This is a genomic window from Micromonospora sp. NPDC050980 (genome assembly GCF_040653835.1).
Taxonomy (GTDB): Bacteria; Actinomycetota; Actinomycetes; order Mycobacteriales; family Micromonosporaceae; genus Micromonospora.
The window spans coordinates 84549-109181 of the sequence record NZ_JBFAGS010000017.1 but is presented as its reverse complement, the minus strand read 5'-3'; the positions used below and the strand labels follow the sequence as shown (position 1 = coordinate 109181).

Genomic DNA, 24633 nt, shown 5'->3' with positions numbered 1-24633 from the left:
CGACTACGACCTGGCCGCGCGTGGGATCGTGCGGGGCCGCTCGGCGCGCTCCCGGAGCAGTCGGTGCTCCACCCGCACCAGCCGCAGGAACGCCACCAGCCCCACCCCGCCCACCACGTTGCCCAGCACCGACCAGCCCAGCGCGCCGAGCCAGTCCAGGTAGCCGAACGGAGCGTGCCCCGTCACCAGCGCGCCGAACATGAAGATCGAGTCCAGGACGCTGTGGAAGAGTTGCCCGCCGGCGAGCAACGCGCCGAACAGCAGGGCGGGCACCAACTGGACGCCGAGGTTCCCGGTGGCGTGCTGCATCCGGGTCATCAGAGTGATCACCATGCCGGCGAGCACCGCCAGGACGAACGAGCGCAGGTTGATGCCCAGGTCGGCGTAGAAGCGGCCGGACTCGATCGCGGTCTCGGACAGCCCGGGCAGGCCGGTGATGATCAGCCAGGCGAGCAACCAGCCGCTGACCAGGTTGCCCACCAGGGTGACCGCCCAGAGCCGCAGCAGCGACCCGAGCGACTTGCGTCGGGCGGCCACCGCGGTCACCGGCACCAGGAAGTTCTCGGTGAACAGCTCGCTGCGGGCGAGCAGCAGCGCCACGAAACCGACGCTGAACGCGAGCCCGGCCAGCAGCGGCTGCCCGGTGGCGTGCTCGACCAGCAGGTACGCCAGCACGCCGGTACCCACGTCGATGCCACCGAGCAGCGCGGTGGCGATCAACGCCGACCACGGCCGGGCCAGCCGCGTGTCGCCCTCCTCCACCAGCCGGTCGAACGCCTCTTCCAGCTCCGGCTCCGGCCGCTCGGGGGTGGCCTGCTCGGCACGGTCCGCGGTGCGACGCTGCTCGCTCATCGACCTGCCGTACCCGGATCCGGTCGGGTTAGCCGGAACCCGGACGGGACAAGCGCCCCGACGGTGACGTAGCTCGCGTGAGGTTTCGCCTCGTGCGGGAAGGGCATCTTCGGGCCGCGACCCCACGAGTCGCCCTCGCCGCCCAGATCGGAGTCCGCGATGACCATCGGCCCCGCAGGATCCCGGCCAGCGCTCGCCGACGACGCGGGCCCGGCCGGGCGGCGTGCGGTCCGGGCCGTGACGGAGAGCTGAGGATGGACACGGGGGACGAGCGGACGGCGGAGGCGTTCCGATCGGCCGTTCTCGGCGGACGCCTCGACCTGCCGTTGCCCGGCGCCGGGCGGACGGGCGAACGGTTCCGGCGCCTCGTCGAGCTGGGCCGCGCCGACCCGGCGCTGGCCCGGCTGGGGGAGGGGCACGCCGACGCGCTGGCGATCCTCGCCGAGTTGGGCGCGGCGATCGATCCGGCCCGGCGCCGCGAGCCGTGGGGCGTGTGGGCGGCCGTGCCGGCCTCGGTCACCGCGACCCGGGACGGCAGCCGGTGGCGGCTGACCGGGGAGCGGCCCTGGTGCTCGGGGGCGGGTCTGCTGTCCCGCGCCCTGGTGACCGCGACCGCCGCCGACGGGGTACGCCTGTTCTCGATCGAGGTCGGTGGCGCCGGAGTCACCCCGTTGGCCGGCACCTGGCCCGCGGTCGGCATGGCCGCCACCGACAGCCGGACGGTTCGCTTCGACGGCGTGACCGCCGTACCGGTGGGCGGGCCCGGCTGCTACACCGCGCGGGCGGGCTTCTGGCACGGCGGGGTGGGCGTGGCGGCGTGCTGGTACGGCGGAGCCGTCGGCGTCGCCGACACGCTGCACGCCGCGGCCCGGCGCCGCCCCCTGAGCCCGCACGCCCTGGCGCACCTCGGGGCGGTCGACGCGGCTCTGGCCGCCGCCCGCGCCGTGCTGTTCGCCGCCGCCGACGAGATCGACGCGCACCCCACCCGCGACGCGGACCGGTTGGCGCACCAGGTGCGGGCCACCGTCGAGGCCACCGCCACCACCGTCGTCGACCGGGTCGGCCGGGCATTGGGGGCGGGCCCGCTCTGCCAGGACGCCGACCACGCCCGGCGGGTCGCCGACCTGACCGTCTATCTGCGGCAGAGTCACGCGGAGGCGGACCTGGCGCACCTGGGCGAGCTGGTGACCACGGACGGAGACCCCGGATGGTGAGGCCGATCGCCGGCGCGGGCACCGACGAGCAGGCGTGGCGCGAGTGGGCGGCGCCGGCCCGCTGGAGCGTACTCGATCTGGCCGGCCCGGCGCGGACCGCGCCGCCGCTCGTCGTCGCCCCGCATCCTGACGACGAGGTGCTCGGCGTCGGCGGGCTGATCGCCATGCTCGCCGGTGGCGCGGAGATTGCGGTGGTCACGGACGGTGAAGCCTCGCACCCCGGTTCGACGGTGTACCGGCCGGCGGAGCTGGCCGCGATCCGCCGGGCCGAGACCGTCACGGCGTGCGGACTGCTCGGGGTGGTCCCCGCCGCCGTCGAGCACCTCGGGCACCCCGACGGCGGGATCGACGAGACCGCGCTCACCGACACGCTGACCGCCCGGCTGGCACCCGGCAGGTGGTGCGTCACGACGTGGCGCGGCGACGGCCACCCGGACCACGAGTCGGTCGGTCGAGCGGCCGAAGTCGCCTGCCGTCGCACCGGCGCGACGCTGCTGGAGTTCCCCGTCTGGACGTGGCACTGGGCCGAACCGGACGACCCCGAGGTGCCCTGGCACCGCGCCCGACGCATCGACCTGACCGACGCCGCGAGGGCGGCCAAACGAAACGCGATCGACGCCTTCCGCAGCCAGATCCTGCCGCTCGGGCCGGCGTCCGCCGACGCCGCGATCCTTCCCCCGCACGTCCTCGCACGCTTCGCGCGTCCCTACGAAACGGTGTTCGTGCCATGACCCCAGGCGGCACCCCGGCCGAGTACTTCGACGACATGTACGCCCGGGCCGAGGACCCGTGGAGCTTCGAGACCCGCTGGTACGAGCACCGCAAGCACGACCTCACCGTCGCCTGCCTGCCGCGTCGGCGCTACCGGTCGGCGTTCGAGCCGGGCTGCTCGACCGGCGTGCTCACCCGTCGCCTCGCGCCGCGGTGCGACCGGCTGCTGGCGGTCGACGTCGCCGCCGCGGCCGTGGAAAGCGCCCGGCGGCGGCTCTCCGATCGGGCGCACGTGCGGGTGGAGCGGATGCGCGTCCCCGACGAGTGGCCGGCGCAGGCGCGCTTCGACCTGGTCGTGCTCTCCGAACTCGGCTACTACCTCGACGACGCCGGACTGGACCTGCTGACCGCCCGGACGGTGGACTCGCTCGAACCGGGCGGCACCCTCGTCGCCGTGCACTGGCGGCCGGCGGTGGCCGAACACGCACGTGGCGGGGACGACGTGCACCGGCGGCTCGACGACCTGGCCGGGCTGGAGCGGACGGCCCACCACGAGGAGGCGGACTTCCTCCTCGACGTCTTCCTGCGGGTGCCGCCGGCGGCCCGGTCCGTGGCGCAGGCCGAGGGCCTGTGGTGAACCGGATGGCGGTCGTGGTGCCCGCCCACGACGAGCAGGCGTCGCTGCCCGACTGCCTGGGCTCGGTCCTCGGCGCACTCCGCCACCTGCCGGTCCGGTCGGAGGTGATCGTCGTGGCCGACGACTGCCGGGACGCCACGGCCACCGTCGCCCGCCGCCTCGGTGTCGTCGTGGTGACAGTGCACGCCCGCAACGTCGGCCGTGCGCGCGCCGCCGGCATGGCCCACGCGCTGCGCCACGGCACCAGCGGGCTGTGGCTCGCCACCACCGACGCGGACAGCCGGGTGCCCCGACGCTGGGGCGGATGGCAGTTGCGCCACGCCCGCGCCGGCGCCGACCTGCTGGTCGGCACCGTGCGCGTCGACGACTGGGCGCCCCGCTCCGAGCAGGTTCGCACCCGGTTCGAGACCCGGTACCGACAGGGCCTGAGCGTCGCCGGGCACCGCCACGTGCACGGCGCGAACCTGGGCTGCGCCGCGACCGCCTACGAGCGGCTGGGCGGGTTCGCCGACCTGCGTCACGGCGAGGACCACGACCTCGTCGAGCGCGGTCGCCGGCAGGCCATGCGGGTCGTCGCCGACCCGGCCTGCCCGGTGTCGACCAGCGCCCGGCGGCGCGGTCGAGCCCCGCACGGCTTCGCCCACTACCTCGACGCCCTCGACGACCGGCCTTCGTCCGTCGACGACCGGCCTTCGTCCGTCTTTGGCCGGGCCTGAGGCCGCTGCGCCGGCCGGGCCAGGGGCGGTTGACGGCGGTTGCCCGCAGGCGGGACGACCTGGGCCTACGGGGTGGTTACCGTCATGGCCTCACGTGCCTCGAGGAACTGGGCGGTGCGGTCGCCCTGTGGGCGGGACGACAGAAAGGCGACGATGCCCACCGTCTGGTCGTCGGCCCAGGCGCAGGCGACCAGGTAGCTCTCCTCGCCGAAACGGCCCTGGCCGCAGCGCGTCGTCATCGCCGTCTCGTCCCCCGGGCTTGTTGGTGTCATCCGCCGGCAGAGCGTACGACCTCAGTCCCACCAGAACGACCAGGTGTCCGACCCGATGATCTGGCCGGCGTACGCGGTGAGCGCCCCCGCCCCCTGCTCGATGTTGTCCGGGCAGAAGGCGAAGTGCTCCGCCGCGACCCGACGGGCGTGCTCGGGGGACGTCGGCGGCGCGGCGACGGCGAGGTGGAGGGTGTCGAAACCGAGGCCCACCACCTGCGCCCCGAAGCGGTCCTCCCAGCTCCGCACCACCGCCGACAACATGCCGGCGTCGGAGACGTAGTTCACCGGGCCGGACCAGCCGGTCAGCGCCAGGGTGTCGGCGCCGCGCGAGGCCGGCACGAGTCCGAGCCGCGCCGGCGCCCACAGGAGGTTTCCCGGGCAGGGCTCGGCGACGTGCCCCGCCGACCCGGCGGGATCTCCCGGCTCGGCCAGGCCGGGCCAGCGTCGACCGAACGGGGCCGTGGCCGCCACGCGATCGGCCTCGGCCCCGGCGTCCTCCTCCTCGTCCGCCTCGGCGCGGTCTGCCCACCACCGGGCCAGCAGCTCCGCCGCGTCGTGCAGGTCCGGTGCGGTCATGTGGGCCGGGAACACCTCGCCGTCGGCCCACGGCCGCCTCTCGTCGCGCGGCAACCCGGTCAGCAGCAGCGGCCACAGCCCGCTGTCGTCGTGGCGCGAGCGCAGCCGCGCCCAGAGCGCAGGCTCGACCGGTTCGTCGCTCAACCAGTACACCGGCGGCCCGCCGTCCTCCGGCCGGACCAGCCGACCGGCCGGCAGCGTGCCCGGTGGCAGCAGACCGAGCAACCGGGGCAGCTCAGTGATCATGGGGAGAGGGTATGCGAACCGTACGACGCCAGGCGGGTGCCATCCGCCGCGGCCGGAGCGTTTCACCGGGCGGCGGGATACCAGTTCAGCAGCTCGTTGGAGGGGGAGAAGATGCGACCGGCGGTGGCGCCGGCCCGGCGCAGCTCCTCGACGAGAATGCGGATGTCCGTCCGGGCCATCAGCGGCATGACGCCGTCCTTGCAGTCCATCCCCAGCCATGGCCCGTTCACGTCGTCGCGGACCGCGGAGACGAAGTTGGGGGTGTACAGCTCACCGTCGTCCGCTTCGGTCTCCGCACCGATCTCGTTGACCATGGGGAACCGGAGTGCAGCCGCCGCCAACGCCGCGCGGGCCGCCTCGGCGGGCTCCGCGCAGACCTGCACCGTGAACGTCTGAGCGGTGACGTGGCCGGTGCCGTGGTAGTCGTAGACGCCGAAGACACCCGGATCGACGGCGAACTCGCACCCCGCCCACTCGGTGGTGACGGCCCGCCGCATCCACCTGCGGATCGGCTCGAACGCGATCGTGCACACGTGCTCCTGGGTGATCCGCCACAACAGGTCGGCACCGGGGTCGAGCGTCGTCGCGTACTCGAACCACCGCCGCGCCTCGCCGTCGGCGCCGGTCCGGCTCAGATGCAGCGCGCCGAGCGCGAACGCCGCCTGGGCGTCCCGGTCCTCGACGGCCTGCCTGCGCCAGACCTCTTCCTGTTCGACACTGCCCGCCATGGCTGTCTGTATCCCACAGCGCGCGCCGGTCGCGCTACCCCGCCCCGCCGGAGCCGGCCCGGCCGGGGATGTGACGCACCCGCAGGGTTGAACCGGTCGCACCGGGGCACCACGACGTTACGACAAGTCGTTTGAGGAGGCCCAGTGAGCACCGTGACCGAGTCCGTCGACGTTCAGGTACCGGTCCGCACCGCGTACGACCAGTGGACGCAGTTCGAGTCGTTCCCGCAGTTCATGGACGGCGTCGAGTCGATCACCCAGATCGACCCGACGCACACCCGCTGGGTGACGAAGGTGGCCGGGGTGACCCGGGAGTTCGACGCGGAGATCACCGAGCAGCACCCGGACGAGCGGGTGGCGTGGAAGAGCACCGGTGGCGACACGAAGCACGCCGGGGTGGTGACGTTCCACCGGCTCTCCGACGACGAGACCCGGGTGACGATCCAGCTCGACTGGGAGCCGGAGGGCCTGGTGGAGAAGGCCGGCAGCGCCGTCGGGGTGGACGATCACCAGGTGAAGGCCGACGCCAAGCGGTTCAAGACGTTCATCGAGAGCCGCGGGGGCGCCACCGGTGCGTGGCGCGGGGACGTCGACCGCCCGGGCACCGCGTCCTGATCGCCGAGGGGCCGTGGGCGCGACCGGCGCCCACGGCCCCTCGGGGCCGGGAACAGCGGTACGGGCCGGATGCGCGCCGGGCTGGGCGAGCGTGCCGTCCCCTGGCGGGAGCAGCGGCGGTGCCGGCAGCCCGCACTGACGCTCGTCCGACGGCGCCAACGGCGTACCGTCGTTGTCCTGCGCGGCCGGTCGAGCCGACCCCGAACCGACGGGCCCGGGCGTCGCGGCGGGCGGGCGGAGGCCGCCTGACGCGCGTCCCGCTCAGCGCTCGTCGCCGGCCTCGGTGACCAGCCGCTCGGTCTCGCGCACCAGATAGTGCGGCCGGCGCTTGGTCTCGTAGTAGATCCGGCCGATGTACTCGCCGATCACCCCCAGCAGCATCATCTGGATGCCGCCGAGCCCGATCACGCTGACGATGATCGTGGTGTAGCCGGGAACGTCGATGCCCTTCTCGACGGCGTCCGCGACCACCCAGGCCATGTACGCCACCGCGATGAGGGTGAGGAACAGGCCGCCGTAGATCGCCAGTCGCAGCGGCCGGTTGTTGAACGACAGCAGGCCGTCGAACGCGTAGTTGAACAGCTTGCCGAACGTCCAGCGGCTCCGCCCCGCCTGCCGGACCTCGTTGTGGTGGGCCACCACCACGGTCCGGAAGCCGATCCAGGAGAACAGGCCCTTGGAGAACCGGTTGTATTCCGGCATCTCCAGGATCGCGTTCACCGCGAGCCGCGAGAGCAGTCGGAAGTCACCCGCCCCGTCCAGCAGGCGCACGTCGATCCACCAGTTGATGGCCCGGTAGAACGACCTGGTGGCCATCGTGCGCAGGAACCGGTCACCGCGCCGGTCGCGTCGGGCGATCACCTGGTCGAAGCCCTGACGGTAGAGCGCCACCATCTCCGGCAGCAGCCGCGGCGGGTGTTGCAGGTCGGCGTCCATGATGACCACCGCGTCGCCGGTCGCCCGGCGCAGGCCGGCGAGCATCGCCGCCTCCTTGCCGAAGTTGCGGCTCAGCGAGGTGTAGCAGACGTCCGGATCGGCGGCGGCGAGCCGGCGCAGCGCCGCGAGCGTGCCGTCCTCGCTGCCGTCGTCGACGTATACCACCTCGACGTCCACGTCGGGCACCTCGGCGAGCGCGGCGCGCACGGTCTCGTGCAGCCGCTCCACCGACGCCTCCTCGTTGAAGCAGGGCACCACGACGGACAGTCGCACGTCCGTCACCTCGCCCGGCCGCGCTCAGAGGTGGTAGACGAGCGCGCCATCGCGTTCCTCCCGGGTGATGCCCAGCCCGTCGACGGGCCGCGCCTCGATGCCCTCCCACGGCGTCCCCGCGGCGCGGCCCGGCAGGGCCACCACCGACCGCACGCCGATCCCCCGCAGGTATGCCACGCTGCCCGGGTCGGGGAACGACGCCACCGCCACCCGCGTCTGCGCCTGGCTGGCCGGCTCGAACCCGCCGAGCCCGTTCGTCACCCGGGGGAACCCGTCGGTCGTCCACAGCATGTACGTCAGGTCTCCCACGCCGCCGGCGGGCAGCACCAGGATCGGGTCCGGCGCGGTCCGCAGCGCGGCCGGCGGCCGTGGCACGGTCAGGTGCGGGGTGCGGTTGACCCCTTCCAGCGTGACCAGCGCCAGCGGCGCCAGCAGGACCAGCGACGTGAGGATGCGGGCCCGGCGGCGGTCCGGGTGCCGACCCGACGACTCGGCCAGCGCCGTCACCACCCCGGCGGCGAGGATCGCGAGCAGCAGGCTGGTCCAGTGCATCATCCGGCCCGGGGTGCGCAGTGCGTCCCAGCCCGGCAGGTGCATGGACAGCGTCAGATAGCCGGGATCGCCGTCCCCGCCGAGCGTGGCGCCCAACCCCAGCAGCACCGTGCCGAGCACACCGAGCCCCAGCCCGATCCGGCGCCGCAGCGGGTACGCCGAGACGAACAGCCCGGCCGCGGCCAGCCCGATCAGCGTCATCCCCGGCAGCAGCGCCATCTCCGGCGGCCAGCTCAACTGCTCGCGCGCCGCGGCGTGCCGCTCGCCCCACAACCACGAGTCGGCCGGCGCGGTGAGGAACCCCATCAGCGGCGGGGAGAACATCTTCGTCCAGTCCAGCGTCCGTTGCGCCTGCGGATTGAGGTCGACCACGCGCAGGTAGACCAGGCCGAGCAGCACCGTCACCGTGCCGAACGCGGCTCCGCCGGCCAGGTCCGCGAGCAGCAGACGCCGGCCGAACGGCGGCCGTTCCCGTCGGCGCCACCAGGACCAGCCGTAGCAGCCGGCCGCCACCAGCACCGCGGCGAGCAGGAAGTAGACGAGCGGTAACCCGATGCCGAAGCCGAGGCTCACCTGCCAGGCGGCGGTCAGCCACCCGGCCAGCGCCCAGCCGGGCCGGCGCCGCTGCGGCCGGTAGCCGTGGCGCAGCGACCAGCCGTGGCCGCGGGCCAGCATGGCCAGCGCCAGCGCGATGCCGCCGCTGGACAGGATGTTCAGGTGACCGGCGTGCGCCAGCCGCCACGGCGCGTACGCCCAGGCGACGCCGGCGACCGCCCCGCCCCACCGGTTCGCCCCGAGCTGCCGGGCCAGCGCGTACGCCCCGAGGAACGCCAGCGCGTGCAGCAGCACGTAGAGCACGTTGTAGCGGACCACGGCCGCCTCGAAGCCGGAGCCGAGCATCCCGGCCGGCGCGTACCCGAGCAGGGTGTCGCTGTAGGCGTAGGTGTATCTCTCGGGGTAGAACGTGTTCGAGTCCCAGAGGCCGAGCGGGTTGCTGAGCAGGGCGTGCCCCGACCAGGCGACCTGCCACGCCTGCAGGGTGGGGTCGCCGAGGTCGCCGGGGATCGTGGTCGCCGGGTGCCGCAGCGTCGGCCAGGTCAACGCCACCGCCAGCAGCAGGCTGGCCAGGATCGCCAGGACCCATTCGGTCGGGAGTCGCCGGCCCCGCCCGTCCGGTGGCCGCTCGGCGGGGATCTGTGCGGGGCTGGCGCTCTCGGCCGGGGGGCGAGTGCCGGCGGACCGGGCTTCCATGGGGATTGATGCTGCCCGATGTTGATCGCGTTGTCGATCGTTGTCCGGGATGTGGATCGATCGACCGGAGCCCGATGGTGAGCGCTCAGCCGACCTGGCTGTTGTCCTTGAGCGCGCCCCACCCGTGCCAGCGGTCGATCTCGACCAGGGCGGTGACCCGCCCGCGCTCCCGCCGGGGATACGGCCGTCCGGTGTAGTGCTGGGAGAGCCGCTCGATGTCGGCCAGGTCGGTGTCGTCACGCAGCTCGACGACGCGCCCGACGATGCTCAGGTGCGTGTACCAGCCCTGCTCGTCCAGCACCGTGAGGGTGACCCGGGGGTCGTTGCGCAGGTGGCCCAGCCGGCGGCGGCCCTCGTCCATGTTGACCAGGATCCGGCCGTCCGCCCAGAGATACCAGGTGGCCGCGGAGACCGGCTGACCGTCGGGGCGCAGCGTGGCGATGACGGCGGGGTTCGGCTTGCGCAGCATGGCAACGGCCGGCTCGGGCAGCGGCGGCTTCGACATGGCTCTCCTTCTCGCGACGGTGCTGTCTCCGCACTGTACGTACCGGCGCTGTCCCGTGGCGGGGAACGCGGGGGCCCGGAGCCGTCCGGCTCCGGGCCCCGTGGTCGGCGTCGTCAGGAACTCGTGCAGGTGACGTTGCCGGGCGCGGTGGCGCCGTTGCCGGTGGCGGTGAACCCGAAGGTGGTCGACGCGTTCGGGCCCAGGGTGCCGTTGTAGGCGGCGTTCTGCACCGAGACGGTGCCGGTGGTGCCGGTGTTGACGCCGTTCCAGAGGCTGCTGATGGCCTGCCCGGAGGCCAGCGTCAGGCGTACCGTCCAGCGGTTGACTGTCGCGGCGGTGTTGTTGGCCACGGTGACCTCGGCCTGGAAGCCGCCCGGCCAGGTGTTGACGGTGCGGTAGGTGGCGGCGCAGCCGGTCGCCGGCGGAGTCGTCGGCGGCGTGGTGGTGGGCGGGGTCGTGGTGGGCGGCGTGCTGGTGGGCGGCGTGCTCGTCGGCGGGGTGGTGGTCGGCGGTGTGGTCGACTCGAACTGGCTGAAGAACCGCCAGATCTCGCCCGAGGTCCAGGTCCGGGAGTCGTTCGGGCTGCCCGAGCCGTCGACCGGGCTCGGGGTGTGGTCGCCGTCGAACGCGGCCCACTGCACCGGGTAGCCGGCGCGGCAGCCGGAGTAGGTGGTGGTGATGTGGCTGAAGCTGTTCAGGGCCGGCTCGCGCGGGTTCTGCGGGGTGCAGCCGTTGTTCCGCACGAACGTGTCGCGCAGCGACCGGCCCATCGAGATGTTGAGCACGCTGTCGTGGGTGCCGTGGATGCCGAAGTAGGGCACGGGCTGGGTGCCGCCGTTGCAGCCGCTGAGGTTGGCGCCGGACAGCACGGCGACCGCGCGGATGACGCTGGGCCGGGCGCAGGCGACCGCGTAGCTCATCGCCCCGCCGTAGCTCCAGCCGAGTGCGAAACGCTGCGTGGTGTCGACGCAGAGGTCGTTCTCGACCTGCCGGGAGATGTCGTCGAACAGGGTCAGGTCCCGGCCGTTGGTGTTGGCCCAGCCGTTGTCGATGCCCTGCGGCGCGACGAAGATCGTGCTGTTGTTCGACAGCGGTAGCAGCCCGTAGTAGCCGGCCGAGGCGACGTTGTTCGCCGAGCCGTTCAGCCAGTGGAAGCCGAAGACCAGGCGGTAGGGACGGTTCCGGTCGTACCCGTCCGGGATGCGCAGGATGTAGCTGCGGTTCTGCCCGCCGCTGGAGATGGTGCGGGTGCCATTGCTGAGCGTGGGGGCCTTGCCGCAGCCGGCGGTGGCGGCGAGGGCGCCGTTCGTCGCGGCCTCCGCCGCGCCGCCGAGGCCGCCGCTCAGCACGCCGCCGGCGGCCGTCGTGACGATCAGGGCCGCGGCGGCGAGGGTCGAGAGAAGGTGGGTACGTTTCACTGTTGCGCCTCCTTGCCAGTGGTGGTGGTCCGGCGCCGGGCGAAGCAGGCCCGTGGGGAAGCGAGGTCCTCGGGGCGATCTGCGGTCGACGGGCATCGGCACGGCGGCCCGGACTGGTTACCGGGCGGCGGGAGGGCGTGCCCTCGTCGGCGCCTTGCCGGTGACCGGGAGCGTGCCCTTCGCTCCCGTGCCGAAAGATAGCAGTTTATCGATAACAGGTTCAACCGCTCGTGTTGCGGAAAGCTCTGCCGTTCCGGGTGGCCTGCACGGTCGAACCCGGCGACGTCAGCGGCGCTGAACTGGCCCTGGCGGGCAAGCTGCCGGCCGAAATTCTCGGTTTGGGCACCGGAAATTTTCGGGAATCACTCCGGCGGCGGGAGGTGAGCGTTAACAGTCGTGGCGTACTCCACGGCGGTGTGTTCGGCGCCCCGCCGGCCGCCGGCGTCCCGGGCTATCGTGCGGGCGTGCACATCCGAGTCGACGTCCCGGCCGATCCCACCTACCCGGGCCGCGTGGCCGCCGCGCTCAGCCGGGTCCGGCTGCGCCGGTTCGGCTACGTGGGAGCGGCGCTCGCCGGCGTCGGTGCGCTCGGGCTCGCCGTCTCGTGGGCGCGCGCGTCGGGAGACCGGTTCTCGGCGCTGTGGACCGCGCTGCTCGTGGGCGGCCTGCTGTCGATGCTCTACGCGCCGTGGGTGCGGTGGCGCGCCCGGCGTCGCTCCGGTGGCTATGCCGTCGAGGGTGGCTACGACATCACCGAGGACAACATCATGATGCGTAGCGGCTCGGAGTCCGGCGGCATCGCCTGGGACGGGGTCGCCAAGGTGACCGACGACCCGGAGTTCTGGATCGTCCACGTCGGCCGGATGCCGGCGACCGTGATCCCGCGCCGAATGCTGTCCGACGCGGACGCGGAGACGCTACGGGCGTTCATGACCGAACGCGGGCTGCTCCGGCGCCGGTGAGACGGGCGGCCTGCTCATCCAGGGATCGGTGGGGCCTGGTTGCGCCGGCCGGCGAGGGGCACCGTACGAGGTGCCGCCGGAGAATCCGGCGCGCGGAAGGGAACCATGACAGGCGACAAGCTTCCCGGTGGCACCTACCAGGTGGGCGACCTCACCCTCACCAGGATGGGCTACGGGGCCATGCAACTGGCCGGTCCGGGCGTGTTCGGGCCACCCCGGGACCGCGCCGCCGCCGTCGCCGTGCTGCGGACGGCGGTCGAACTGGGCATCCGGCACATCGACACGGCCGACTTCTACGGCCCGCACGTCACCAACGAGATCATCCGCGAGGCGCTCGCGCCCTACCCGGACGGCCTGCACATCGTTACCAAGGTCGGCAACCGCCGTGACGAGCGGGGCGGATGGCCGCCCGCCCGCACCCCGGCCGAGCTGACCCGGCAGGTGCACGACAACCTGCGACGCCTCGGCGTCGAGGCGCTCGACGTGGTGAACCTGAGGCTCGGCGGCTTCGACGCCCCGGAGCCGGGCTCGCTCGCCGAGCCGTTCGCAGCGCTCGCCGACCTGCGCGAGCAGGGACTGATCCGGCACCTGGGGCTGAGCACGGTCACCGCGGACCAGCTCGCCGAGGCCCGGTCGATCGCCCCGGTGGTGTGCGTGCAGAACCTCTACAACCTGGCCAACCGCGGCGACGACCGGCTGGTCGACGAGACCACCCGCGAGGGTATCGCGTTCGTGCCGTACTTCCCGCTGGGCGGCTTCTCACCGTTGCAGTCCGGCGTCCTGGACGGGGTCGCGAAGCGGCTGGCGGTCACCCCGATGGCCGTCGCGCTGGCCTGGCTGCTGCGCCGGTCGCCGAACATCCTGCTCATCCCCGGCACGTCCTCGGTCGCGCACCTGCGCGAGAACGTCGCCGGTGCGGCCCTGGACCTGCCCGCCGACGCGCTCGCCGAGCTGGACGCGATCGGCGGGTGATCCGTTCGCGGCCCCGGGGCGGCGCGGGAGCCGGCCCGACGGGCCGCCCGGCTGAGCCGCGCCCGGCTGAGCCGCCAGGCGGAGTGAGACGGGGCCCCTTCTCTACCGGAGGCGTTAACAAGGGGCCCCGCCTTGCACCTCAGCTGCGGGTGCTCCAGAGCTGATTGGAGCCGCCGTGGCAGTCCCAAAGGTGGATCTTCGTGCCGTTGGCGGTGCCGTAGCCGACCGCGTCCAGGCAGCGCCCGGACTGCACGCCGGTGATCGTGCCGTTCGCGTTCACGTTCCACTGCTGGTTGGGCTGACCGTTGCAGTCCCAGACGATCACGCTGGTGCCGTTCGCGGTCCCCCGGCCGTTCGCGTCGAGGCACTTGTTGCCCAGCACCTGCAACTGCTTGGCCGAGGTGTAGCTCCAGCGCTGCATGGTGCCGCCCCAGCAGTCGTACAACTGCACCTGGACGCCGTTTGTGGTGCTGCCGTTCGGCACGTCCAGGCACCGGAGAGAGCCGGCGCCGACCAGTTGCACGTTCTGGTAGGTGTCGCCGCCCCCGCTGCCCGGGGAGCCGACGCTGCCGTCCACCGCCTGCAGCGCCCGATACCAGACGGCCGCCATCTTGTCGTAGCCGGTGGCGGTCGGGTGGATGCCGTCGATCAGGTCCGCGGCGGTCAGCGCGGAATGCTGGTCGACCAGGTGTACGCGCTTACCGGCGTTCACCTTGGCCTGCACGATGCCCGGGATGGCGGCGTTGAAGGTACGCACCGCCGACTCCTGACCGGAGTTGGCCAACGGGATGATCTGCGCCACGAACACGTCGGCGTTCGGCGCGGTCGCGGTGATGCGGTCGATGAGCGTGGAGAGCCGGTTCGGCGCCGTGGAGACGTTGTAATTCTGCAGGATGTCGTTGGTGCCGATGTGCAGCAGCACGGTGCGCGGTTGGTAGTTGTTCAGCCAGCCGGTGATGTTGGCGTCGATCTGGTCGATCCGCCAGCCGGGGTGGCCCTCGTGGTCGTGGTCGCCGAGGTTGCCCGGCCCGTTGAACTGCGAGCCGACCAGGTCGACCCGGTAGCCACCGGCGGCGAGCCGCTGCCACAGCCCGATCCGGTAGCCGCCCGGCACCTGGGTGCCCTCGGTGATCGAGTCACCGAGCGGCATCACCCGCACCCCACCGTTGGACTCCGCCGCCGCCGGGCCGGCCGGGGCCAGCGCCCCGGCGGCCGACATGGCGAGCGCCGCGACCGCGGCCAGCCATTTCCTGGTACGCATGGATCCGCTCCTCTCAGGGGGTGGCGCAGGTGAGCGACGGGGTCGACGGCGAGCCGTTGGCCAGGAAGCCGAACGTGGTCGAGCCGGCGGCGGGCACCGCGCCGTTGTACGACACGTTGCGGACGGTCGCCGTGGAGCCGCTGGTGCTCAGCGTGCCGCCCCAGATCTGGGTGATGCTCTGGCCGCCGGCCAGGTTCCAGCCCACCGTCCAGCCGTTGAGCGCCGAGGCGCCGGCCGTGACGGTCACCTCGCCCTGGAATCCGCCGGACCACGTGCTGGTGGTGCGGTACGTCGCGGCGCAGGCGCCGCCGGTCGGCGGTGGGGTGGTGGGCGGCGGGGTGGTCGGCGGGGGAGTGGTGGGCGGGGCGGTGGTGGGCGGCGGGGTGGTGGGCGGCGGGGTGCCGGTGCCGGAGCTGAACCGCCAGTGGTCGACGTTGAACAGCGAGCCGCTGCCGCCGGTGAACCGCAGGTAGAGGTCGTGGGTGCCGGTGGCGCCGCTGACCGGGCAGGTCGTGTCGGTCCAGGTCTGCCAGCCGCCGGTGCCGGACACCCGGCAGGTGCCCACCAGCGGGCCGCTGGTGCCGTCCAGGCGCAGCTCGATGCTGCCGCCGCTGGTGGCGGAGGCGACCCGGGCGGTGTAGGAGGTCGCGCCGGTGCCGAAGGCCACGCCCTTGACCTTGATGTAGTCCCCGTTGTCGATCCAGCCGACGTTCATCCCGCCGCCGCTGGCCGGCTCGGTCTCGACGCCCTGCCCCCAGGCGATCGTCTCGGCCTCCTGCCGCACGTACGGGTTCAGCGTGCCGACCTGCGGCGCGCCGGCGTTGCTCATGGTGATCGTCGGGATGGAGCCGTCCGCGCCGTAGGAGAACTTCTCCACCGCCACCGAGCGGGTGAATCCGCCGCCGCCGGGCAGCGCCCCGTTGTGGTAGAAGAAGTAGGAGTTGCCCTTGAAGTCGACGATTCCGGGGTGGTTGGTGAAGCTGCTGCCCTGGGTGGGCATGACCGTCCCGCGGTAGGTCCACGGCCCGAGCGGGCCGGGTGCGGTCGAGTAGGCGATGAACTCCGAGCAGCACTTGGCCGCGTAGACCAGGTAGTAGAGGTTGTTGCGTTTGTAGACCCAGGGCCCCTCCTCGAACAGGGTGGGCCGGTTCGCGTCCCCGGTCCGGGTGCCGAAGCCCGCGGTGGTCAGCGGGATCTGCGTCGGGCTGCCCGAGTACGAGGTCATGTCCGCGTTCAGCTTCACGTACCACAGTCGGGGGTTGCCCCAGTAGAGGTACGCCTGGCCGTCGTCGTCGATGAACACGGTGGGGTCGATCTCGCCGTTGCTCACCAGCGGGCGGCCGATCGCGTCCCGGAACGGCCCGGTCGGGCTGTCGGACACGGCCACGCCGATGCCCATCTGGCCGGTCGCCCGCACGACCATGGGTACGTACCAGTAGAACTTGCCGTTGCGGTAGACCGCCTGGCCGGCCCAGGCGTCCTGCTTGGCCCAGCTGAACGTGCCCAGGTTGAGCGGCGAGCCGTGGTCGGTCCAGTTGACCATGTCGTCGGACGAATAGACCCGCCACTCCTTCATGGTGAACCAGGTCGAGTTGTCCTCGTCGTGGCCGGTGTAGAGGTAGACGCGGCCGTTGTAGACCAGCGGCGCCGGGTCGGCCGTGTAGATCGTCTGCACGATCGGGTTGTCGGCCCGGGCGACCGCCGGGAACAGCCCCACCAGGGCGATGAGCGTGACGAGTAGGGCAAGCCTACGCCGGCCCGGTCTTTTTGATAGCGCTAACATCACTGTCCTTTCGAGCGGGGAGTCGAGCGGGGGGTCTCAGCGGTAGCCGGCGGCCACGATGTTCGCCTGGACGGCGTTCTCGGTGGCGTCGGACGGGTAGCCGGCCACCATCGCGCCCTCGTAGAACGTGCCGGCGCTCAGGTTGGCGCCGCCGCCGGGCTTGCAGCAGTCGCCGCCGCTGCCGAGGATGATCGCGCCCTGTTTCTTCATCGGGCTGTAGCCGGGGGGCAGGGCGCCGTCGTAGAGGGTGTAGAGGTTGCCGGACTGGGCGTTGCTGCCCTTGATGGCGAAGCGGGAGGTGCCGTTGTTCTTCAGGGTGGCGGTGACGAACTTGTTGGTGAAGGCGCGTTGGTTGGGGTTCCAGGACTGGCTGCCGCCGGGGTAGAGGCCCCATTCCAGGTCGGCCTGCACCCAGGGGCCGCCGCCGGAGCAGCCGCCGAACCAGCAGCTGGTGCCGAAGTAGATCGCGTCCATCGCCCCGGCGGCGTCGGCCCGGCGGGTGGTTTCGCTGTTGCCGTAGTCGAAGCAGCAGCCGCTGTTGACGTGGGTGCCGCTGGTCACCATGTACATGCCCTCGGGCGCGCTGCCGGTGGGGACGCCGGTGGCGTGGCCGTCCCGCCAGTAGCTGTTGCCGGGATTGATGTAGAGCGAGTAGGCCCGGGTGCCGCCGACGGTCAACGACTCGCTGGTCGCGGTCGCGGGCCGGCTGGAGGTGGAGCCCGGGACCTGCACCGATCCCTGGTACCACAGGTCGTTGCCTCGGCCCGACTGGTCGTAGACCACGGTGATCACGCAGGTCGTGCCGCCGCAGAAGGCGTCCTGGGCGGCGGCGTCGGCGTGCCCGCCGGCGCCCAGCACCCCGATGGCGCGCGTGGTGTTGTCCGAGGCGCGACGGACCTGGTAGAGGCCGCCGCTGTAGGCGGAGAACAGCGCCCGGGTGGTGCTGTGCGCGGCCACGCACGGCGTGCCACCGGCGGCGTAGATGTCGCACGGCCGGCCGCTGCCGGGCGGCGGCGAGGTGGGCGGTGGGGACGACGGACCTGTCGACGTGGTCCACCGCTGGTTGGCCTGGCCGTTGCAGGTCCAGAGGATGAGTTTGGTGCCGTTGGCGGTGCCGGCGCCGTTGGCGTCGAGGCAGAGCCCGGACTGCTGGCCGGTGATGGTGCCGTTGGCGTTGACGTTCCACTGCTGGTTGGCCTGGCCGTTGCAGTCCCAGATGATCACGGTGGTGCCCGGGCTGGTGCCCTGGCCGTTGGCGTCCAGGCACTTGTTGCCGTACACCGTGAACTGCCGTGCCGCCGTGTAGGTCCAGGTCTGCGCGGCGGCCCCGGTGCAGTCGTAGAGCTGGACCTGGATGCCGTTCGTGGTGCTGCCGTTCGGCACGTCGACGCAGCGGCCGGACTGCGCCCCCACGACGGAGCCCGGCCCGGGGGCGGCGGCGGCCGTGCGGGGCTGCGTGACCAGTGCGGCGCCGCCGACGGCCAGGACGAGGGCCAGGGCCGCGAACGCCAGGCGCGCGGGTCTGGACCGGACGGATCGGGGACGGGGGATGGGCATGACGGCTCCTCGGATGCGCAGGGCTCCGAGACCTTCCGTACCGGCGCGGAGCCTTCCGGGTGTGATGGCCGTCGATGGAACGCTGGCGCACGCAGGAGGAACCCACCGCCGGCGCCCGATTCCGGCGCGAGGCCCGCACGCGCGTCGATGCCGGCGGTGCCGAGGGTGGTGGCGACCGGTCATCGATGTTAGCGCGAACATCGACGTGGTTAATTAGAACACATTCATCGGGCGAGCGCGCCGGTCGAGGCTCGGGCCGGCTTAGCCGGCGCGCCCCGGGTGCGCGCGGCCCCGCGAGGTGCGGTCACGCCGGGCCGAGCGAGCGCTCAGCGAGCGCGCTTCGTCGCGCGCTTGCGGGGCGGGGTCAGCAGGTCGGCGATCGCGGCGATCGCGGACGGCACCACCCGGTAGTAGGCCCAGACGCCGCGCTTCTCGCGCTCCAGGAGCCCGGCCTCGGTGAGGATGCGCAGGTGGTGGCTCACCGTGGGCTGGGACAGCCCGAGCGGCGCGGTCAGGTCGCTCACCGACGCCTCGCCCTGCGGGGCGGACTGGATCAGGCTGATCAGCCGCAGCCGAGCCGGATCGGCGAACGCCTTCAGCACCCCCGCGAGGCGCTCGGCGTCGGCCCGCTTGATCGGCTCACCGGTCAGCGGCGAGATGGACGGCATGGCGGCAGTTTTCGCAGTTCCCACGCCCTCCATAGTCGCACCGCCGGCATCGATGGGACGGCAAAACCGCCAACCATCATCGAACGTGAATCTCGGTAGGATGTGGCGCGTGCCCCGGCCGGTGATCTTCGACCCGGCGATCCGGCCGTCGGCGACCTGCCCGCCCGGCTCGGCGCGCCGGCCGGGACACCGTCCGGTTGACCGCGCGGCGGCGCGGCGGAACTCGTCCCACCCTTGCCACACCCCCCACAATGGAGCCGCTACCACCGGTCGCGTAGGGGGAGGCACGGGTGAACGAGGCAGGCGAACCGCGCACTCCAGAACCGGCGGCGGGGGCACCGCCGCGGACCGACCGGGCCCGCCGGCTGCGACTGGTGTCACTGGCCGCCGTGCTCGCCGTCCTCGCGGCGGCGATGGTGCCGATCGTGCTCCGGCTCGGCCCGCCGACTCGGGACGATCTGATGGACCGGGCCGGGCTGAAGGGCAAGCCGGAACTGCTGATCGGGGCGAAGGACGACCAGCCGGGCGTCTCCCAGCGACTGCCGAACGACGTCTGGCGGGGCTTCGACGTCGACATCGCCTACATGATCGCCGGCTACCTCGGGTTCGACCGGTCCCAGGTGCGGTTCCTGCCGATGGAGAGCGAGGACCGGGCCCGCCGCCAGGCTCGGGACCGCGACGGCTTCGTCACCGTCGACCTGGTGATCGCCTCCTACAGCATCACCAAGCGGCGGGAGGAGGAGGAAGGCGCCGTCTTCTCCGCCCCGTACCTGCAGACGGAACAGTCGGTGGTGACGCTGAGCAGCGACACGCGCCCGGTGAGCAGCCTGGAGGACCTGGCGGACCGCACCGTGTGCACGCTGACCACCTCGACCGCGATCCCGCGCCTGCGCCAGGCCGGCGCGAGACCGATCGGCCGGAACCGGATCAGCGACTGCTTCCAGGAGATGTTCGACGGGAAGGTGGAAGCGGTCACCAGCGACGCGGCGATCCTCGCCGGATTCGTCACCGGCGACCGGCCGAGCGACGACGGCCGACGCTTCCCGGTCACCCTGCACGACGTGAAGCCGCTTCAGCACTGGGACATCGGCGAGTCCGCGGCGGAGCGGTGGGGCGTCAACACCGGCCCGAACGAGGCGCTTCGTGACCTCGTCGACCTCGCGCTCTACGCGTCGGCGCGGGACCCGGAGAACTCGGCGTGGGAGCAGGCGTACGCCACCAACTTCCGGTGGCAGCAGCGGTACAACTTCCCCCAGCCGGTCGCGGTCGGAGAGCAACCCGACCCCAGGAAGGTGGAGGTGCGGCAGTGGCCGTGGGAGAGGATCGCGTTACCCGCCCCGGCGTACCCGGGATCGCCGGCGGCCCCGGCCGGAACGCGCGGCCCCGCCGGACGGCCGCGGCGCGGCAGGCGCAGCAGTGGCTGCTGACCCTCCTTCCCGCGTTCCCCGTCCTGCTGCTGGTGCTGCGGCTGTGGCAGCTCAGCCGCCAGGACATGTCCACGATGCTGCTGCTGGTGCAGTACGTCAGCCCACTCGGCCTGCTCAGTGCCCTGCTGATCGCGCTGGTCTGGGCGTTCCCGCTGGTGGTGCTGACGTTCGGGGTGCTCGGTCGGCTGCTCCGGCTGAGCGCACCGGAGCGCTTCGACCCGGAACGGTCGTTGCTCGCCTCCTGGACGGCGCGAACCCCCGGTTGGGTGGCCACCGGGGCGGTCGCGCTCGGCGCGCTCACCTGGCAGCTCCGCTTCCTGCCGACGCTGCTGATGCTGGGGCTGTGCCTGCTCGCGCTGCGCGCCCGCTACCTGTACCCGGACCAGCCGACCCGGATCCTGCTGGTCAGCGTGGCAGCCCCGGTGGCCGCGGCCGTCCTCGCGTACGCCCTGCTGGCACCGGCGGCGTGGACGGCGCTCCGCTCGGGTGAGCCGGCCACGGCCGCGCTGCTCGCGGTGCCGCCGGTCGCCACCGTGCTGCTCACCGGCCCTATCCCGGCGGGAAGCGCCCGGGCGGTGACGCACGGCCTGGCGTACGCGGTCGCCGCCGTGCTCCCGCTGGTGACCGGCGCGGTCTTCCTGGCCGCGCCGGTGCTGCCCAGCGCGGCGGTCGTGGTCGCCCCACCCGCCCCGGACGGCGCGACGCCGGGCGGCGGGGTCGAGCCGGAGGTCGTGCTCGGCGCGCTGATCACGGTCACCGACACCTCGACGGTCCTGCTGGACCGGACCGCCTCCGTGCGGTTCCTGCCGAACGGGCGGGTGCGGTCGCAGGTCCTCTGCCCGCAGCCCCGGCCGGTGCCGTACAGCGTCGTGGCGGTGCACGGCTGGCCGGTGGAGGAGACCGTCCTGGACTGGATGATGCTCCGGCGTCCGGTCGCCGCCCCCGACGTACGCTGCGCCGGCCGCCTCCGGATCGAGGACCGGTCCGGCCGGAGCCCCGGGTAGCGCCGTCGGCGGGCACGTCAGGCGCGGCGGAGCACCAGGGTCACGAAGCCCAGCAGGTTGCGAGCCCGCGCGCCTCGGCCGCCGCGGCAGCGTGTTCGAGGGCGGGTCCGCTGATGTCGACGCCGTCCGCGTGCCCGTCCGGGTAGTGGGCGAGGGCCTGCATCGCCCAGGCCGCCCGTCCGCAGCCGAGGTCGAGGATGCGCGCCGCCGGTCGTCGGTCCGCCCGGCGCAGGAGCCGGTTGACGTTCACGCCGGAGACCGGCGCCGCGAACGGATGGTGCGAGTGCGCGATGCTGCTGAGCCGATGACGATCCACGGGTGCCAGTGAACACCAGTGACGCCTGAGCGGTGGGTGCAGCCGTCGGTGGGCGAACCAGATCAGGGCCGGCGCGCCGAGCCCGAGGCCCGGAGGTCGGGTCCCGAAGTGGTCGACGGCGTGGAGTGGTGGCGCGTCCGGCTTGGTGGGATGGTGGGTGGCGTTCCTCGGTGCGCCGTCGCGGGCGCGGTCAGACGGTGATGACGACCTTCGCCCGCGCGTGCTCGCCTTCGAGATATCGAATGGCCTCGGGCACCGCGTGCAGCGGATAGGTGCGGTCGATGACCGGGGTGAGGTGTCCGGCCTCGGCGTGCGCGCGGAGCGCGTCGAGGTGGTGCCGGCCGGGCGTCGTGGCGAGCACGACGACGCGCTGCCGGAACAGCGGCGCCAGCAGTCGCCCGCGCGCGAGCAACCAGACCGGCCCGACCAGGCTGCCGCCGCGCCAGACGCCGCCGCCGGAGAGCACAAGCGTCCCGGTCGGGGTCAGCGCCCGCCGCAGCGCGGTGAGCGAGCGGTTGCCGACCAGGTCGAACACCACGTCGTGGCGGCGCGGGTCGCGGGTGAAGTCCTCCCGGGTGTAGTCGACGACGTGGTCGGCGCCGAGGGAGCGGACCAGGTCGACGTTGCGCGTGCTGCACACGCCGGTGACCGTCGCGCCGAGTGCCTTGGCCAGTTGGACCGCCAGGGTGCCGACGCCGCCGGAGGCGCCGTTGACGAGGACGCGGTGGCCGGGCTCGACCCGCCCGGCGTCGCGCAGCCCGGTGAGCGCGGTCGCGCCGGCCAGCGGCAGCGCCGCCGCCTGCTGCGGCGTCAGGTTCGCCGGCTGCGGCGCGACCAGCGCCTCGGGCACGCACACGTATTCGGCGAACGCGCCGTTGGCGTCGCCGAGGTCGGCGAAGACGGCGTCGCCGGGGCGGAGCCGTCGGACGTTCGCGCCGACGGCCTCGACCCGACCGGCGACGTCACGGCCGCGGATGCGGGCCCGGGGCCGCGCCGGCCCCATCGCCAACCGCGCCAGCCGCGGGTCGCCGCGCACGGCGTGCCAGTCGTACGCGTTGAGCGAGGCCGCCTCGACGCGCACCAGCACCTCGTCGGGTCGGGGCGCCGGCACGGGGACCTCCGCGAGCGTGAGTGTCTCCGGCGGGCCGTAGCGGTCCTGCACGATCGCCTTCATCTTTCCTCCCAGGTGTACGCCGTACACCAATGGTGAGTGTACGGCGTACACCTGTCAAGGCGGCTAGGGTTCAACCACCGCCGACCGAGGACGAGGACGCGATGGCCGAGCAGGCAGACGTGCTGCGCCGCACGCCCCTGAGCAGGGACCGGATCCTGCGTGCCGCCGTCACGCTCGCCGACGGCACCGGCATCGAATCCCTGAGCATGCGCAACCTCGCCCAGGAGCTGGGCGTCGTGCCGATGGCCCTCTACAAGCACGTGGCGAACAAGGACGAACTGCTCGACGGCATGATCGACGTGGTCGTCGGCCAGATCGACCCGCCGGTGCCCGGCGACGACTGGAAGCCCACGGTCCGGCTGCGCGTCCTCGCCGCGCGGCGGATGCTGGGTCGGCACCCCTGGGCGGCGCTGGCGATCGAGTCGCGGAACACCGCAACGCCGGGTGTGCTCGCTTACCTCGACTCGATGGTCGGGGTGTTCCGGGCCGCCGGGTTCTCCGTCGACCTGGCGCACCACGTCATGCACGCGATGGGCAGCCGGATCCTCGGCTTCAGCCAGGAGTTGTTCGACGACACCCGCCGGGCGGGCCGCTCCGGTGCCAGCGAACCCCAGCCGGCGCCGACCTTCCCGCCCGAGGCCGCGGCCCGCTTCCCCCACCTCGCCGAGATCGCCGTGGCCGCGTCGCACGACGACGGGTCCGTGGTGGGGTCGGGCTGCGACGACCAGTTCGAGTTCGAGTTCGCCCTGGACCTGCTGCTCGACGGCATCGAGCGGCTGCACCGGCAGGGCTGTACGCCCCCGCCTTTCAGCGAGTTCTCAGGTCCCCGGCGTTGACATCATTTGGGCGGTCGGGGATATTCCTAGCGCGCGTCGGGGCGTGGGCGACAGCAGGCGAAGTCTGCGGATTTCTCCTGCCTGACGTGCGGGAAACTGTCGGCGTTGCCCCTGTTCAACAGGGTGCGGTTAGGGCTTCCACGATGATCGATCGCGCTGTCGAATTTGCCAAGCACAACACGCCGAATTCCTTGCGCGTCGCGGCCCGGCGGGCGCAGATGGAAGCGCGCAACACCCGGATGCGGCTCACCGTGCCGGTGGTCGACCGCAACGAATTCGACAACGTCTTCCACTGCACCGTACGCAAGACGGGCAGCCAGTGGATCAAGGCGTTGTTCAGCGACCCGGCCGTCTACCGGCACTCCGGCCTGCTGCCCTACGACCCGCGCTTCTACTCCGGCGGAGTGACCGCGCCCGTCCCGGCCGGCCGTACCGGCCTGGCGATCTTCCTGTCCCACAGGCGCTTCGAGGCAGTGCCGAAGGCCGGCACGTACCGCGCGTTCTTCGTGATCCGCGACCCGCGTGACGTCGTGGTGTCCAGCTACTTCTCGTTGCGCAACTCGCACGCCCCGATGGGCGACATCCCGCAGGCGCGCAAGGTGTTGCAGGAGAAGCCGAAGAAGGAGGGGATGCTGCACGTCATCGAGCGCCTCCGCGACAAGAAGCAGTTCGGGCAGATGAGGTCGTGGGCGACGGCCCCGCCCGCGGAGACGTTCCGCCTGTTCCGCTACGAGGACCTGACCGGCGAACGGCAGGCCGAGGAGGTCGACCGGCTGCTGCGGCACTGCGGAATCACGCTGCCGACGCCGGAGCTGGAGGCGCTGCTCGCCCGCTACAGCTTCACCCGGATGAAGAAGGGCGGCGACGCGCCCGGCCGGATCTCGCACTACCGCAAGGGCGCGGCCGGCGACTGGCGCAACCACTTCGACGACGACATCTACGCCGCCTACCTCGCGGCGGCCGGCGACCTCGCCGAGCTGCTCGGCTACCCCACGCGCGACGACCCCACCGAGGCGCGCGACGGGCAGGAGCCCGCCACCCGGTAGCGCGACCGTGTGCTCTCGGCGTGAGAGGCCGGCCCGGTTCGGCGGGTTCCGGGCGCTCGGCGGTGGTGCCGCCGTCATCGCGGTGACGCTGCTGATCCTGCGCCCGATCGTCGACCGTCGGGACT

General features: G+C 72.9%; 25 protein-coding genes. 11 read left to right on the top strand and 14 right to left on the bottom strand.

Annotated elements, in window-relative coordinates; genetic code table 11:
• Positions 1–3 precede the first annotated feature (3 nt).
• Positions 4–852: a formate/nitrite transporter family protein gene (locus AB0H28_RS23110; RefSeq protein ID WP_358043721.1), complete on the bottom strand. Its 849-nt coding sequence runs from the start codon at positions 850–852 to the stop codon at positions 4–6.
• A gap of 254 nt (positions 853–1106) precedes the next feature.
• Here AB0H28_RS23110 and AB0H28_RS23105 point away from each other — a divergent pair, with 254 nt between their 5' ends.
• From AB0H28_RS23105 to AB0H28_RS23090, 4 genes are read left to right on the top strand one after another with little or no spacing between them, the layout of a single operon-like run.
• The gene (locus AB0H28_RS23105; protein WP_358043718.1) at positions 1107–2066 is read left to right on the top strand and encodes an acyl-CoA dehydrogenase family protein; all 960 of its coding nucleotides are present in this window, start codon (positions 1107–1109) and stop codon (positions 2064–2066) included.
• Complete coding sequence (locus tag AB0H28_RS23100; protein ID WP_358043715.1) at positions 2060–2797, top strand: PIG-L family deacetylase; 738 nt, start codon at positions 2060–2062, stop codon at positions 2795–2797. The genes AB0H28_RS23105 and AB0H28_RS23100 overlap by 7 nt, the downstream gene beginning before the upstream one ends.
• Positions 2794–3414, top strand: coding sequence for an SAM-dependent methyltransferase (locus AB0H28_RS23095; RefSeq protein ID WP_358043712.1), 621 nt, complete (start codon positions 2794–2796; stop codon positions 3412–3414). The genes AB0H28_RS23100 and AB0H28_RS23095 overlap by 4 nt, the downstream gene beginning before the upstream one ends.
• 5 nt (positions 3415–3419) lie before the next feature.
• Positions 3420–4130, top strand: coding sequence for a glycosyltransferase (locus AB0H28_RS23090; RefSeq protein WP_358043709.1), 711 nt, complete (start codon positions 3420–3422; stop codon positions 4128–4130).
• Positions 4131–4195: 65 nt separating this feature from the next.
• Here AB0H28_RS23090 and AB0H28_RS23085 read toward each other — a convergent pair whose 3' ends face one another.
• The 3 genes from AB0H28_RS23085 to AB0H28_RS23075 all read right to left on the bottom strand — a co-directional run bounded on the left by AB0H28_RS23085 (position 4196) and on the right by AB0H28_RS23075 (position 5952).
• Positions 4196–4402 (bottom strand): hypothetical protein, encoded by a 207-nt coding sequence (locus AB0H28_RS23085; protein WP_358043706.1) that lies wholly within the window; start codon positions 4400–4402, stop codon positions 4196–4198.
• A 21-nt stretch (positions 4403–4423) separates the two neighbouring features.
• On the bottom strand, positions 4424–5224 hold the full coding sequence (locus AB0H28_RS23080) for a DUF4253 domain-containing protein (protein WP_358043703.1): 801 nt from the start codon (positions 5222–5224) through the stop codon (positions 4424–4426).
• A 62-nt stretch (positions 5225–5286) separates the two neighbouring features.
• A complete protein-coding gene (locus AB0H28_RS23075; protein ID WP_358043700.1) occupies positions 5287–5952 on the bottom strand; it encodes a hypothetical protein in 666 nt (221 codons plus the stop codon).
• Positions 5953–6096: 144 nt separating this feature from the next.
• Here AB0H28_RS23075 and AB0H28_RS23070 point away from each other — a divergent pair, with 144 nt between their 5' ends.
• On the top strand, positions 6097–6567 hold the full coding sequence (locus AB0H28_RS23070; RefSeq protein ID WP_358043697.1) for an SRPBCC family protein: 471 nt from the start codon (positions 6097–6099) through the stop codon (positions 6565–6567).
• Positions 6568–6828: 261 nt separating this feature from the next.
• On the opposite strand, the gene AB0H28_RS23065 is transcribed toward AB0H28_RS23070, so the two are convergent.
• The 4 genes from AB0H28_RS23065 to AB0H28_RS23050 form a co-directional block, all read right to left on the bottom strand.
• A complete protein-coding gene (locus AB0H28_RS23065; protein ID WP_358043694.1) occupies positions 6829–7785 on the bottom strand; it encodes a glycosyltransferase family 2 protein in 957 nt (318 codons plus the stop codon).
• 15 nt (positions 7786–7800) lie between these two features.
• Positions 7801–9579 carry a hypothetical protein gene (locus AB0H28_RS23060; protein ID WP_358043691.1) on the bottom strand — a complete coding sequence of 593 codons (1779 nt, stop codon included), beginning with the start codon at positions 9577–9579 and terminating at the stop codon, positions 7801–7803.
• A gap of 85 nt (positions 9580–9664) precedes the next feature.
• Positions 9665–10084 carry a PPOX class F420-dependent oxidoreductase gene (locus AB0H28_RS23055; RefSeq protein ID WP_358043688.1) on the bottom strand — a complete coding sequence of 140 codons (420 nt, stop codon included), beginning with the start codon at positions 10082–10084 and terminating at the stop codon, positions 9665–9667.
• Between the two features lie 113 nt (positions 10085–10197).
• On the bottom strand, positions 10198–11502 hold the full coding sequence (locus AB0H28_RS23050; RefSeq protein WP_358043685.1) for a cellulose binding domain-containing protein: 1305 nt from the start codon (positions 11500–11502) through the stop codon (positions 10198–10200).
• 464 nt (positions 11503–11966) lie between these two features.
• Here AB0H28_RS23050 and AB0H28_RS23045 point away from each other — a divergent pair, with 464 nt between their 5' ends.
• Together AB0H28_RS23045 and AB0H28_RS23040 are read left to right on the top strand one after the other, a co-directional pair.
• On the top strand, positions 11967–12464 hold the full coding sequence (locus AB0H28_RS23045; protein WP_358043682.1) for a YcxB family protein: 498 nt from the start codon (positions 11967–11969) through the stop codon (positions 12462–12464).
• Between the two features lie 105 nt (positions 12465–12569).
• Positions 12570–13436, top strand: a complete 867-nt coding sequence (locus AB0H28_RS23040; protein WP_358043680.1) for an aldo/keto reductase family oxidoreductase — start codon at positions 12570–12572, stop codon at positions 13434–13436.
• A gap of 139 nt (positions 13437–13575) precedes the next feature.
• On the opposite strand, the gene AB0H28_RS23035 is transcribed toward AB0H28_RS23040, so the two are convergent.
• From AB0H28_RS23035 to AB0H28_RS23020, 4 genes are all read right to left on the bottom strand, one after another.
• The gene (locus tag AB0H28_RS23035; RefSeq protein ID WP_358043677.1) at positions 13576–14697 is read right to left on the bottom strand and encodes an RICIN domain-containing protein; all 1122 of its coding nucleotides are present in this window, start codon (positions 14695–14697) and stop codon (positions 13576–13578) included.
• A 13-nt stretch (positions 14698–14710) separates the two neighbouring features.
• A complete protein-coding gene (locus AB0H28_RS23030; RefSeq protein ID WP_358043674.1) occupies positions 14711–16480 on the bottom strand; it encodes a family 43 glycosylhydrolase in 1770 nt (589 codons plus the stop codon).
• 36 nt (positions 16481–16516) lie between these two features.
• Positions 16517–18037 (bottom strand): arabinofuranosidase catalytic domain-containing protein, encoded by a 1521-nt coding sequence (locus AB0H28_RS23025; protein WP_358043671.1) that lies wholly within the window; start codon positions 18035–18037, stop codon positions 16517–16519.
• A gap of 326 nt (positions 18038–18363) precedes the next feature.
• Positions 18364–18738 (bottom strand): metalloregulator ArsR/SmtB family transcription factor, encoded by a 375-nt coding sequence (locus AB0H28_RS23020; protein ID WP_278106822.1) that lies wholly within the window; start codon positions 18736–18738, stop codon positions 18364–18366.
• 341 nt (positions 18739–19079) lie between these two features.
• Between AB0H28_RS23020 and AB0H28_RS23015 the strand changes: the two genes are divergently transcribed.
• Together AB0H28_RS23015 and AB0H28_RS23010 are read left to right on the top strand one after the other, a co-directional pair.
• Positions 19080–20132: a transporter substrate-binding domain-containing protein gene (locus AB0H28_RS23015; protein WP_358043668.1), complete on the top strand. Its 1053-nt coding sequence runs from the start codon at positions 19080–19082 to the stop codon at positions 20130–20132.
• Entirely contained in the window at positions 20018–21136 is a 1119-nt protein-coding gene (locus tag AB0H28_RS23010) for a hypothetical protein (protein ID WP_358043665.1), read from the top strand. The genes AB0H28_RS23015 and AB0H28_RS23010 overlap by 115 nt, the downstream gene beginning before the upstream one ends.
• A gap of 40 nt (positions 21137–21176) precedes the next feature.
• Here AB0H28_RS23010 and AB0H28_RS23005 read toward each other — a convergent pair whose 3' ends face one another.
• A complete protein-coding gene (locus AB0H28_RS23005; protein WP_358043662.1) occupies positions 21177–21452 on the bottom strand; it encodes a class I SAM-dependent methyltransferase in 276 nt (91 codons plus the stop codon).
• Between the two features lie 190 nt (positions 21453–21642).
• Positions 21643–22626, bottom strand: coding sequence for an NAD(P)-dependent alcohol dehydrogenase (locus AB0H28_RS23000; RefSeq protein ID WP_358043659.1), 984 nt, complete (start codon positions 22624–22626; stop codon positions 21643–21645).
• A gap of 101 nt (positions 22627–22727) precedes the next feature.
• Between AB0H28_RS23000 and AB0H28_RS22995 the strand changes: the two genes are divergently transcribed.
• Together AB0H28_RS22995 and AB0H28_RS22990 are read left to right on the top strand one after the other, a co-directional pair.
• Complete coding sequence (locus AB0H28_RS22995; protein ID WP_358043656.1) at positions 22728–23462, top strand: TetR/AcrR family transcriptional regulator; 735 nt, start codon at positions 22728–22730, stop codon at positions 23460–23462.
• A 143-nt stretch (positions 23463–23605) separates the two neighbouring features.
• Entirely contained in the window at positions 23606–24508 is a 903-nt protein-coding gene (locus tag AB0H28_RS22990) for a sulfotransferase domain-containing protein (protein WP_358043653.1), read from the top strand.
• Positions 24509–24633: the final 125 nt, after the last annotated feature.

Excerpts from the sequence above, each read along its gene's own strand:
- AB0H28_RS23110 (WP_358043721.1), bottom strand. The coding sequence starts at position 852 with ATGAGCGAGCAGCGTCGCACCGCGGACCGTGCCGAGCAGGCCACCCCC.
- AB0H28_RS23105 (WP_358043718.1), top strand. The coding sequence starts at position 1,107 with ATGGACACGGGGGACGAGCGGACGGCGGAGGCGTTCCGATCGGCCGTT.
- AB0H28_RS23100 (WP_358043715.1), top strand. The coding sequence starts at position 2,060 with ATGGTGAGGCCGATCGCCGGCGCGGGCACCGACGAGCAGGCGTGGCGC.
- AB0H28_RS23095 (WP_358043712.1), top strand. The coding sequence starts at position 2,794 with ATGACCCCAGGCGGCACCCCGGCCGAGTACTTCGACGACATGTACGCC.
- AB0H28_RS23090 (WP_358043709.1), top strand. The coding sequence starts at position 3,420 with ATGGCGGTCGTGGTGCCCGCCCACGACGAGCAGGCGTCGCTGCCCGAC.
- AB0H28_RS23085 (WP_358043706.1), bottom strand. The coding sequence starts at position 4,402 with ATGACACCAACAAGCCCGGGGGACGAGACGGCGATGACGACGCGCTGC.
- AB0H28_RS23080 (WP_358043703.1), bottom strand. The coding sequence starts at position 5,224 with ATGATCACTGAGCTGCCCCGGTTGCTCGGTCTGCTGCCACCGGGCACG.
- AB0H28_RS23075 (WP_358043700.1), bottom strand. The coding sequence starts at position 5,952 with ATGGCGGGCAGTGTCGAACAGGAAGAGGTCTGGCGCAGGCAGGCCGTC.
- AB0H28_RS23060 (WP_358043691.1), bottom strand. The coding sequence starts at position 9,579 with ATGGAAGCCCGGTCCGCCGGCACTCGCCCCCCGGCCGAGAGCGCCAGC.
- AB0H28_RS23055 (WP_358043688.1), bottom strand. The coding sequence starts at position 10,084 with ATGTCGAAGCCGCCGCTGCCCGAGCCGGCCGTTGCCATGCTGCGCAAG.
- AB0H28_RS23040 (WP_358043680.1), top strand. The coding sequence starts at position 12,570 with ATGACAGGCGACAAGCTTCCCGGTGGCACCTACCAGGTGGGCGACCTC.
- AB0H28_RS23035 (WP_358043677.1), bottom strand. The coding sequence starts at position 14,697 with ATGCGTACCAGGAAATGGCTGGCCGCGGTCGCGGCGCTCGCCATGTCG.
- AB0H28_RS23030 (WP_358043674.1), bottom strand. The coding sequence starts at position 16,480 with ATGTTAGCGCTATCAAAAAGACCGGGCCGGCGTAGGCTTGCCCTACTC.
- AB0H28_RS23025 (WP_358043671.1), bottom strand. The coding sequence starts at position 18,037 with ATGCCCATCCCCCGTCCCCGATCCGTCCGGTCCAGACCCGCGCGCCTG.
- AB0H28_RS23020 (WP_278106822.1), bottom strand. The coding sequence starts at position 18,738 with ATGGAGGGCGTGGGAACTGCGAAAACTGCCGCCATGCCGTCCATCTCG.
- AB0H28_RS23000 (WP_358043659.1), bottom strand. The coding sequence starts at position 22,626 with ATGAAGGCGATCGTGCAGGACCGCTACGGCCCGCCGGAGACACTCACG.
- AB0H28_RS22995 (WP_358043656.1), top strand. The coding sequence starts at position 22,728 with ATGGCCGAGCAGGCAGACGTGCTGCGCCGCACGCCCCTGAGCAGGGAC.
- AB0H28_RS22990 (WP_358043653.1), top strand. The coding sequence starts at position 23,606 with ATGATCGATCGCGCTGTCGAATTTGCCAAGCACAACACGCCGAATTCC.